The organism is Caulobacter sp. D5 (genome assembly GCF_003185805.1).
Lineage (GTDB): Bacteria > Pseudomonadota > Alphaproteobacteria > Caulobacterales > Caulobacteraceae > Caulobacter.
In genome coordinates this window covers 1-10,066 of the sequence record NZ_QHJY01000249.1, presented here as the reverse complement: position 1 = coordinate 10,066, position 10,066 = coordinate 1, and the positions used below count along the sequence as shown (strand labels likewise).

Genomic DNA, 10,066 nt, shown 5'->3' with positions numbered 1-10,066 from the left:
GAGAGACCCCTCACCCGACCTGCTTCGCAGGCCACCCTCTCCCGCAAGGGGAGAGGGATCTTCAGCCCGTGACGAAGACCTTCTTCAGTTCGGTCTTCAGGATCTTGCCGTTGGCGTTGCGCGGCAGGGTCTCGGGCCAGAAGACGACACGAACCGGCACCTTGAAGGCGGCCAGGCGGTCGGCGACGAAGGCGCGGAGTTCGTCTTCGGTGGCTTCGGCGCCGGGTTTCAGGGTGACGACGGCGGCGGGTTCCTCGCCCAGGGTCTTGTGGTCGACGCCGACCAGGGCCGCGTCCATCACCGCCGGGTGGTCGTAGAGGACGTTCTCGACCTCGATGCAGTAGATGTTCTCGCCGCCCCGGATCAGCATGTCCTTGGCCCGGTCGATGATGTAGCAGAAGCCCTCTTCGTCGAGGCGAGCCAGGTCGCCGGTGCGCACCCATCCGTCGACGAAGGTCTGAGCCGTGGCCTCGGGCTTGTTCCAGTAGCCCTTCACCACCTGCGGCCCCTTGCACCACAGCTCGCCCACCGAACCGATCGGCAGCTCCTGGTAGGGCGCCTCCAGGGTCATGATCTTCAGGTCGGTGACCGGCACGGCCGGGCCGCAGCTTTCGGGACGGTTCTCGTAGTCTTCGCCCGAATTGGAGGTGGCGGTGGCCGAGGTCTCGGTCATGCCCCAGCCGTTGCCCGGCGAGGACTTGGGCCAGATCTCCTTGATCTTGCGCACCAGCTCGGGCGCCGAGGGCGCACCGCCGTAGGCCACGGCCTCCAGCGACGACAGGTCGTAGTTGTCGCGGGAGGGATGCTCGATGATCTGCCAGGCGATGGTCGGCACGCCGCCCATCTGGGTCAGCTTCTCGTCCTGGATCAGCTGCATGGCCTTTTCGGGATCCCACTTGCGGATCATGGCGAGCTTGGCGCCGCCGAACAGGCCCGGGTTCATGACCGCGAAGCAGCCGGTGGCGTGGAAGAACGGCACCGAGATCAGCGCCCCCTTCTGCGGCAGGCTGGGATCGGGCTGGGGCGGGGCCTCGCCGCGACGCAGGAAGCTGCGCGCCGAAGCGGCGGCGGCTGCGAAGATGTTGCTGTTGACGGCCCGGTGCGTGGCCAGGGCGCCCTTGGGCTTACCCGTGGTGCCGGAGGTGTAGAAGATCGTCGCGTCGTCCTCGGGGCCCAGCTCGACGGTCGAAAGCGGCTTTTCGTCCAGCCTGATCCAGTCGTTGGGGCCGCCGATCACGCTTTCCAGGCGCGTGACGTAGGGATGGGCGATCTCTTCCCTGGCGCGCGAGACGTAGACGCGCTGAAGGTCGGGGCAGTTGTCGAAATGCTCGGCCAGGCGCTCGAAGCGCTCGACGTCCATCACCGCGACCGAGGCGCCGGAATCGACGAGGCCGTATTCCAGCTCCGGCCCGGTCCACCAGGCGTTCAGCGGAGTGAGGATCGCGCCGATGGAGAGGCCCGCATAGAAGGCCACCGGCCATTCGGGCAAGTTGCGCATGACCAGGGCCACCCGGTCGCCCTTCTTGACGCCCTTGGCCTCCAGCTCGGCGGCGAAGACGGTGACGGCGCGGTAGAAGGCCTCGAAGCTGACCCGCTCGTCCTCGTGGACGAGATAGATCTTGTCGCCGTGGGTGCGGCCGACCTGCAGGGTGTGGCGCAGGGTGGGCGGGAGGTTCTTCCAGGTCCGCGTCGGCACGCCACGGATCACCACCTCCTCCATTTCGCCGGGCGTTCCCGGAGCGGTGATCAGGGCGTAGGCCTGTTTCACCGACATGGCGGGCCAAGGGGGCAAGGCGTGAGCGGCCTGGGTCATTCGTTACTCTCCCGGTGTAGCTCGCGCTCGTTGGAAGCGGCGCGTTTCCGTCGAGTAAGCACGGCGGGACGACCGATGTAAACGGTCGTTTGGATAGATAAGGGAACAATGTTTAGTTGGGAGAGACCCTCCCCCTGAAGGGGGAGGTGTCGCCGTCAGGCGACGGAGGGGGAAGACCACTCCGTCGCTGACACTTCCCCCTCCGACCGCTTCGCGGCCACCTCCCCCTTCAGGGGGAGGGTTTTGATCAGGCCATCGCCGCCAGACGCTGCAAAGCCGCTTCCAGCTTGGCCTTGGCCGCTTCGGCCTCCGCGAGGCGTTCGCGGTTTTCGTCGACGACCTCGGGCTTGGCGCGGGCCAGGAAGTCGGGGTTGCCGAGCTTCTTGCCGGTCTTCTCGATCTCCGAGACGTGGCCGGCGATCTCCTTGGTCAGGCGGGTCTTCTCGGCGGCGACGTCGATGAACTCGGCGACGCCGAGGGCGCCGGTCGCTTCGCCCATCACCACAGGCGCCGTGCCGGCGGGCGCGGCGTCGGCCAGGGAGATCTCGCCCAGGCGGGCCAGGCTGAGCAGCAGGTCGCGGTGACGCGACAGGCGGCCTTGCGTGCCCTCGCCCGCCCCGACCACGGCCAGGGCCGGCTTGGCCGACGGCGGCACATTCATCTCGGCGCGCAGCGAGCGGATCTCGCCGACCGTGTCGACCAGCCAGCCGATCTCGGCGGCCGCGTCGGCGTCGATCCAGCTTTCCGGAAGTTCCGGCCACGAGGTGGAGATCAGCATGGCCTGGCGGGCCGGACCGCCCTCCTCGGCCGTCTTGTCCCACAGCTCCTCGGTGATGAACGGCATCACCGGGTGCAGCAGGATCAGGATCTGATCGAGCACCCAGGCCGTGGTGGCGCGGGTCTCGGCCTTGGCGGCCTCGTCCTCGCCATTGAGGATCGGCTTGGCCAGCTCCAGGTACCAGTCGCAGAAGACGTTCCAGATGAAGCGGTAGAGGCTGCCGGCGGCCTCGTCGAAGGCCGGGGCTTCCAGGGCCTTGGTGACCTCGCCGAGGGTCTTCACGACCTCGCCGCGGATCCACTTGTTGATCGGCTGGGCCACGCTTGCGGGGTCGAAGCCCTCGACGCGGACGCAGCCGTTCATCTGGGCGAAGCGGGTGGCGTTCCACAGCTTGGTGCCGAAGTTGCGGTAGCCCTCGATGCGCTGCTTCGAAAGCTTGATGTCGCGCGCCTGGCCCGACATCGCCGTCAGGGTGAAGCGCACGGCGTCGCAGCCCAGCTCGTCGATCAGGGCGAGCGGGTCGATGACGTTGCCCTTGGACTTGCTCATCTTGGCGCCCTTCTCGTCACGGACGAGGGCGTTGATGAACACCTGCTTGAACGGGGCTTCGCCCATGAAGTGGATGCCCATCATCATCATCCGGGCGACCCAGAAGAAGATGATGTCGAAGCCGGTGACCAGGGTGCTGGTCGGGTAGAAGCGGGCGACGTCCGGGGTCTTTTCCGGCCAGCCGAGGGTCGAGAACGGCCACAGGGCCGAGCTGAACCAGGTGTCGAGGACGTCTTCGTCGCGGTTCAGCACCACGTCGGCGCCGAACTGCTCGCGGGCGGCGGCGTAGGCGGCCTCTTCGGTCTCCTCGACGAAGATCGAGCCTTCCGGGCCGAACCAGGCCGGGATGCGGTGGCCCCACCAGAGCTGGCGCGAGACGCACCAGGGCTCGATGTTGCGCAGCCACTCGAAGTAGGTCTTTTCCCAGTGCCTGGGCTCGAAGACGGTCTCGCCGGTCTCGACGGCCTTCAGGGCCGGCTGGGCCAGGGTGTAGGCGTCGACGTACCACTGGTCGGTCAGGTAGGGCTCGATGACCACGCCCGAACGGTCGCCGTGCGGGACCATGTGCTTGGTCTTCTCGATCTCCTTCAGCCAGCCCTCTTCCTCGGCGCGGGCGACGATGGCCTTGCGCGCGGCGAAGCGGTCCATGCCCTGGTACTCGGCCGGGACGGCGTCGTTGAGCTTGGCTTCGGGGGTCAGGATGTTGATGGCCGGCAGGCCGGCGCGCTTGCCGACGCCGAAGTCGTTGAAGTCGTGCGCCGGCGTGATCTTCACCGCGCCCGAGCCCTTGGTCGGGTCGGCGTAGTCGTCGGCGACGATCGGGATGCGGCGGCCGACGATCGGCAGGACGACGTCCTTGCCGACCAGGTCCTTGTAGCGCTCGTCCGACGGATGGACGGCCACGCCCGTGTCGCCCAGCATCGTTTCGGGACGGGTGGTGGCCACCACGATGTAGTCGCGTGTCTCAAATTGGGTCGGCTTGCCCTCGTCGTCGAAGGCGACCGGGTGCTGGTAGGTCACGCCGTCGGCCAGCGGATAGGCGAAGTGCCAGTAGGCGCCGTCGACCTCCTTCTGCTCGACCTCAAGGTCGGAGATGGCGGTCTGGAACTGCGGGTCCCAGTTGACGAGGCGCTTGTCGCGATAGAGCAGGCCCTGCTTGTAGAGCTGGACGAAGACCTTGCGGACGGCGGCCGACAGGCCCTCGTCCAGGGTGAAGCGCTCGCGCGACCAGTCGCAGCTGGCGCCCAGGCGGCGCAGCTGGTTGGTGATCGCCCCGCCGCTCTCGGCCTTCCATTCCCAGACGCGCTCGACGAAGGCGTCGCGGCCCATGTCGCGGCGACCGATGTTGCCGGCGGCGGCCAGCTGGCGCTCGACCACCATCTGGGTGGCGATGCCCGCGTGGTCGGTGCCCGGCAGCCACAGGGCGGCCTTGCCGCGCATGCGATGAAAGCGCGTCAGCACGTCCTGCAGCGTGTTGTTCAGCGCGTGGCCGATGTGCAGGCTGCCCGTGACGTTCGGCGGCGGGATCACGATGACGAACGGCTCGGCGTTCGGATCCTCGCTCGGCTTGAAGGCCCCGGAGGCCTCCCAGGCGGCGTACAGGCGGGGTTCGACGGCTTTGGGATCGAAGGTCTTTTCAAGCATGGCGGAGGGGATATGCCATTTGCGGCCGCCCCGCGAAACCGGGCGACGGGATTATCGGGGATTTTGAACGGGAAAAGGCGGCCGCCGGAGCGACCGCCTTCTCTAATTTCCGTGCGTCGGCGGCCGCCCTAGGGACGGTGCGACGCGAGCATCATACGCCGCGGCCGCGCGAGATCCGGTGGACCTCTTCCTCGACCTTGTTCTCGACGATGCGCGGCAGGTTGGTGTCCAGCCACTCCTTGAGCAGCGGGCGCAGCAGCTCGCGGACGACGTCCTCCAGCGTGCGGCCGTTGGCCGGCATCAGCAGGGCCGAGCTCAGGCTGCCGAAGGCGCTGGCGGCGAGGCCGGCGGCGTGGTCGCCGACCAGGGTCTCGGCCACTTCGTCGCGGTTGAAGGCCGGCGACGGCGGGGTGTAGGCCGGTTCCGGCGGCGGGGGCGGCGGCTCATAGGCCGGCTCCGGCTCGGGTTCCGGGGTGTAGACGTCGAGGTCGCCGAGCGTCTCGACCGGAGCCGGCGGCTCGATCGGATCGGTCAGGTCGAGGACGTCGTCCTCGATCAGCGGCTCGGGCTCGGGAACCGGCTCGGGCGCGGGCGGCGGCGCTTCGGCCGCCGGAGCGTCGTCTTCGGAGATGATCCGCCGGATCGAGGCGAGGATCTCCTCCATCGTCGGTTCTTGAGAGCTCTGGTCGGACATGATGGGCTGGGCCGTATTAAAGGGCTACGAATCCTTGGCGTCCTGCAAGACGCGCACCACCGATGGTGCAGACTTGCACGGCTTAAGCAAGGCCAAGGATGGGCGAGGCGATGATTCGTCCAGGATTGGACGGACTTACTTACCCGGAGCGGGCGTCGCCACGGCCGGCGAGGCGATCTTGTCGAGCGCCTGCACGGCCGGCTCCCACGGCACCCACCCGAAGGCGTGATTGACCTTGTCGTACGAGGTCTTGGGATCGTAGCGCGGCACGTCCGGGGCCAGCTTGGCGATGTCGAGCGCGCCCATGGCCTGCAGCACGCCGGTGCTGGCGACGTATTCGTCGCGGCGGGCGGTGACCAGGGCCAGTTCGGCGGCGCGCAGCTCCTGCTGGGCGTTGAGCACGTCGAGCGTGGTGCGCAGGCCGACCTGCTGCTCCTGGCGCACGCCCTCGAAGGCGATCTTGGTCGCCCTCACCTGCTCTTCGTTGGACACGAGGTTGGCGCGGGCGGCCAGCAGGGTGCTCCAGGCCGACGAGACCTGCTGCACGACGGTGCGCTTGGCGCCCTCGACGGCGATGCGGGCGGCGTTCTCGCGCTCGCGGGCGGCGCGGACGGCCGAGGCGTTGAGACCGCCGGTGAAGATCGGCACGCGGGCGGTGATCGAGCCGGCGACGGCGCGGTCGTAGTCGCCGAACTGCTTGCCGGCGCCGTTCACCTCGCTGGCGTCGTAGCCCAGGCTGGCGCCGGCCGAGACGGTGGGCAGGTAGGCGGCGCGGGCCGCGGCGACGTCGGCCGAGGCGGCCTGCTCACTGTAGCGGGCGGCGACGACGGCGGGGTTGTTGGCTTCGGCGGCGTCGAAGGCCTGCTCGACGCTGGCCGGCAGCAGGGCCGCCAGCGAGGGCTCGGGCGCCAGGTCGGTCGGGTTCTGGCCGACGACCTGGGCGTAGCTGGCGCGGGCGACGGCCAGATTGGCCTGGGCCGAGGACAGGCTGGCCTTGGCGGCGGCCAGGCGCGCCTGCGACTGGGCCACGTCGGTGCGGGTGATCTCGCCGACCTCGAAGCGGGCGTTCGACTCGTCGAGCTGACGGGTCAGGACGTTGACGTTCTCCTGGGCGATCCGAAGGCTTTCCTCGGTGCGACGGACGTCGACATAGGCGGTGATGACCGTGGCCAGCACCGACTGCTCGACGCTGCGCAGGTCCTCGCGGCCGGCCAGCACGGTCGCTTCGGCGGCCGTCAGGTTGGCGCTGGCCTTGCCGCCCGTATAGAGCGGCTGCGACAGCGAGACGGTGGCGCCGCTGCCGCTGGTCTTCAAACGATCGAGACCCGCCGAGGTGGTGTTGGCGTAGTCGGTGCGCGAAGCCGAGATGTCGGCGGTGGCGCTGACGGTCGGACGGAAGCCGGTCTTGGCCTGGACGACGGTCTCGTCCGTGGCCCGCTGCACCGCGCGCTGCTGCTGCAGGGTCGGATTGGTCTGGTACGCCAGGGAGACGGCGTCGGTCAGCGTCTCGGCGTTCGCGGCCGAGGCCATGAAACCCATGCAGCAGGCGGCGGCCAGCAACCCGGCCCGACGGCTCTTCGACATCCCGTTATTCCCCAACACACCCGAAGCTTTCGCTTCAATACCAGCGCTGTAAGGCCGGCCGTCAACCGTCGCTAGTTAAGCTTTTTTCACGCAGGCGTTGTGCGCCCGCGTGAAAAAGGCCCGGATCAGAACGCGAAGCCGGCCTCGACAGGGAAACCGGCCAGGAGCGACGGCGTCGAATCGAACACCGGACGACCGGCCACGCCGTCTTCGGCGCGGACATAGAGCGTGGCGCGGCCGACCGGCCCCTGGCGCTCGACGACGCCCAGACGGCCGTGCAGGGCAAGCGCGCCGGTCCACGAGGCCGGCGCCTTCGGCACGGCGCCTTCGGTGACGATGACATCGTATTCGCCGGCCGGAACAGCGGTCAGGTCGTCGCCGTCGAGACGGGTGACGGCCAGGCCCATGGTCTCGAGCACCACGGCGGCGTACGGCGCGGCGATGACCAGGGCCTTCTCGCCGGCGCGCGGCTTGATGATCTGCAGCAGCTTGCCGATGTCGCGCGGACGCATCAGCGTGCGGCCCGGCGCGTATTCGACTTCGGCGTCGGCATAGGCCAGGTAGGCCTTGCCGGCGGGCACGAGGTTTTCGCGCGGAACCACACGCAGGGCGTCCTGCAGCGGCAGGTCGGTCACGTCGGCGGTGCGGATCTGGCTTTCCACCATGTTCAGGCGGGCGGCCGCGAAATCGGAGCTCATGGACTTCCTCGGAAAGCGGTTCGACAGGCTTATAGGTCCGCGTCTCGTCGGAAGGCAATCAGCCGCTTGCATTACGGATGCAAGGCGTTCGGCGTCGCGTCAGACCCCTTCGCCGAGCAGGCGGCGCAGCTGGTTGACGGCCGGACGCATCAACGGGCAGACCGTGGCGGCCGTGGCCAGGGGCGGGCCGAGCACGGCGGCGCGGGCGGCGTCGTTCTCGCAGAGCTGCACGGCGATGCGGGCGATCAGCGCCAGATCCGGTTCCAGCAAGGCGGTGCGCTGGTCGATCAGGCGCGTCAGGTAGCGCGGGTCGGCGTCGTCGGGATAGCTTTCGATGGCTTCCTCGACGCTTTTCAGCAGCACCTCGATGCGGCTTTCCACGCCCACGGCGGTGGCGGCCTGGCGCAATCTGGCTTCGATCTCACTCATGCCCAAACGCGCCCCCGCGTACGCTTTCCCCTGAATTCGGCGGCCCGTATGGCGCAAAATCGTCGTTAACGCCTCCCCCAAAAGCATACTGTCCCCAAAATGGGGACATGGTGAATTTTCCTGGCGCGGCGACTCAGCCTCACGGTTAATCGACCCAGGGGCTTCAGGGGACGGTATGAGCACGGATGTTCGGCGCGCGGTTGTCCGCCTTTCGGCGGGTTATTTCCTGCGCTCGCTGGATGTCGCCAAGGGCCTGCACGGCAACGACCCGGTCCGGGCCATCGTCTTCACCACCATCTGGGTGGCCAACACCGCCCACATCCGGCCCAACATGGGCTTCGACGCCAAGGAAAAGGTGGTCCAGGACGCCCTGCGCCGCCCGGTGACGGTGGTGCAGATCGCCGATTCCCTGGCCATGCCCGCCGAGACGGTGCGACGCCACGTCAGCGGCCTGATCGCCGACGGCCTGTGCGTGCGCCATGGCCGCAAGGGCGTGACCATCCCCGCCGAGGTCTTCGCCCGCCCCGAGATGCTGGCCAGCCTGGACCAGCAGCACCAGTACACCGAGACCTATTATCGCGAGCTGCAGAAGCTGGTCGAGGCGTAGGCTCGCCGGATCATAGGGCGGGGCTCAGCCCCGCGCAGCCTCGAACCGCATCGCGTCGGCGATCATCGTCTCCAGCGAGCGGGTCGGGCGCCAGCCGAGGTCGGCGGCGATGCGGGAGATGCCGGCCACCAGGGCCGGCGGGTCGCCCTCGCGGCGGGGGCCGTAGCCGTAGGGCGCGGGCTTGCCGGCCACGGCCTCGGCGGCCTTGATCAGTTGCAGCACCGAAGCCCCCTGCCCGGCCCCGACATTATAGGTGTCGCCGCGACCGCCCTCGATCAGGTGGCGCAGGGCCAGGACGTGGGCGTCGGCCAGATCGGTGACGTGGACGTAGTCGCGAACGGCCGTGCCGTCGGGCGTGGGATAGTCGTCGCCGAACACGGTGAGCGGCCCGGCGCGGCCCAGCATGGCGCGGCACAGCAGCGGCACCAGGTGGGTCTCCGGCTCGTGGCGCTCGCCGATCTCGCCGTCGGGATCGGCGCCGGCGGCGTTGAAATAGCGCAGGACGGTGACGTCGAGGCCGTAGGCCGGCTCCATCCAGCGCAGGGCGTCTTCCAGGGCCAGCTTGGTCGAACCGTAGGGATTGATCGGCCGGGTCGGGTGGCTCTCGGGAATCGGAGAGACCTCGGGCGCGCCGTAGACCGAGGCCGTCGACGAGACGACCAGGGGCGCGACGCCGGCGTCGGCCAGGGCCTTGGCGAAGATCACCCCGGCGGTGAGATTGTTGTCGTAGTACTTGGCCGGATCGCGGTTGCTCTCGCCGATCAGGCTGTGGGCGGCGAAGTGGATCGCGCCCTTGATGTCATAGCGGGCGACCAGCTCGGTCACCAAAGCCTCGTCGCGGATGTCGCCCTCGTGCAGCGGCCCCCACTTCACGGCGTCGGCGTGGCCCATGACCAGGTTGTCGAGCGTGACGGGGCGATAGCCGGCGGCCGCCAGGGCCTTGCAGGCGTGAGACCCGATATAGCCGGCGCCGCCGGCCACGAGAATCGCCTTGGACATCGATTGGGACATCGACTGGGAACTGGACACCGGGCCTCTTTCGCCGCCCGCGATCCTGGCGCCCGGGCGTTTCTGCATGTCGCCGAACCTTGCGCCGGCCGCAACCCCAAAGCCTTGGCCATGGAGCCCGCGGACACGCCGCATCCGGACGATCAGGCGAAGGCGGAGGAGGAAATCTTCCTGACGGCGAACCCTTCGAACGATCGAAGGGAGAGTGGCTCCGCGGGTAGGATTCGAACCTACGACCAGCCGGTTAACAGCCGGCTGCTCT

8 protein-coding genes are annotated in these 10,066 nt (G+C 68.7%); 1 reads left to right on the top strand and 7 read right to left on the bottom strand.

What is annotated here, in order from left to right:
- Nucleotides 1-61: 61 nt before the first annotated feature.
- The 6 genes from DMC18_RS16405 to DMC18_RS16380 form a co-directional block, all read right to left on the bottom strand.
- Entirely contained in the window at nt 62-1,813 is a 1,752-nt protein-coding gene (locus tag DMC18_RS16405) for a class I adenylate-forming enzyme family protein (RefSeq protein WP_110121233.1), read from the bottom strand.
- 247 nt (nt 1,814-2,060) lie between these two features.
- The gene (locus tag DMC18_RS16400) at nt 2,061-4,784 is read right to left on the bottom strand and encodes a valine--tRNA ligase (RefSeq protein WP_110121234.1); all 2,724 of its coding nucleotides are present in this window, start codon (nt 4,782-4,784) and stop codon (nt 2,061-2,063) included.
- 151 nt (nt 4,785-4,935) lie between these two features.
- Nucleotides 4,936-5,478 carry a PopZ family protein gene (locus DMC18_RS16395; protein WP_110121235.1) on the bottom strand — a complete coding sequence of 181 codons (543 nt, stop codon included), beginning with the start codon at nt 5,476-5,478 and terminating at the stop codon, nt 4,936-4,938.
- Between the two features lie 135 nt (nt 5,479-5,613).
- Nucleotides 5,614-7,062: a TolC family outer membrane protein gene (locus DMC18_RS16390; RefSeq protein WP_110133110.1), complete on the bottom strand. Its 1,449-nt coding sequence runs from the start codon at nt 7,060-7,062 to the stop codon at nt 5,614-5,616.
- Between the two features lie 125 nt (nt 7,063-7,187).
- Entirely contained in the window at nt 7,188-7,760 is a 573-nt protein-coding gene (locus DMC18_RS16385) for a protein-L-isoaspartate O-methyltransferase (protein WP_110121236.1), read from the bottom strand.
- Between the two features lie 99 nt (nt 7,761-7,859).
- The gene (locus DMC18_RS16380) at nt 7,860-8,189 is read right to left on the bottom strand and encodes a hypothetical protein (protein ID WP_146218096.1); all 330 of its coding nucleotides are present in this window, start codon (nt 8,187-8,189) and stop codon (nt 7,860-7,862) included.
- Between the two features lie 175 nt (nt 8,190-8,364).
- Here DMC18_RS16380 and DMC18_RS16375 point away from each other — a divergent pair, with 175 nt between their 5' ends.
- Nucleotides 8,365-8,796, top strand: a complete 432-nt coding sequence (locus DMC18_RS16375; RefSeq protein WP_110121238.1) for a hypothetical protein — start codon at nt 8,365-8,367, stop codon at nt 8,794-8,796.
- Nucleotides 8,797-8,820: 24 nt separating this feature from the next.
- Here DMC18_RS16375 and galE read toward each other — a convergent pair whose 3' ends face one another.
- Nucleotides 8,821-9,825 carry a UDP-glucose 4-epimerase GalE gene (gene galE, locus DMC18_RS16370; protein ID WP_233248184.1) on the bottom strand — a complete coding sequence of 335 codons (1,005 nt, stop codon included), beginning with the start codon at nt 9,823-9,825 and terminating at the stop codon, nt 8,821-8,823.
- Between the last annotated feature and the right edge of the window lie 241 nt (nt 9,826-10,066).

Coding starts and splice junctions, on each gene's coding strand:
- DMC18_RS16405 (WP_110121233.1), bottom strand. CDS start 1,813: ATGACCCAGGCCGCTCACGCCTTGCCCCCTTGGCCCGCCATGTCGGTG.
- DMC18_RS16400 (WP_110121234.1), bottom strand. CDS start 4,784: ATGCTTGAAAAGACCTTCGATCCCAAAGCCGTCGAACCCCGCCTGTAC.
- DMC18_RS16395 (WP_110121235.1), bottom strand. CDS start 5,478: ATGTCCGACCAGAGCTCTCAAGAACCGACGATGGAGGAGATCCTCGCC.
- DMC18_RS16390 (WP_110133110.1), bottom strand. CDS start 7,062: ATGTCGAAGAGCCGTCGGGCCGGGTTGCTGGCCGCCGCCTGCTGCATG.
- DMC18_RS16385 (WP_110121236.1), bottom strand. CDS start 7,760: ATGAGCTCCGATTTCGCGGCCGCCCGCCTGAACATGGTGGAAAGCCAG.
- DMC18_RS16380 (WP_146218096.1), bottom strand. CDS start 8,189: ATGAGTGAGATCGAAGCCAGATTGCGCCAGGCCGCCACCGCCGTGGGC.
- DMC18_RS16375 (WP_110121238.1), top strand. CDS start 8,365: ATGAGCACGGATGTTCGGCGCGCGGTTGTCCGCCTTTCGGCGGGTTAT.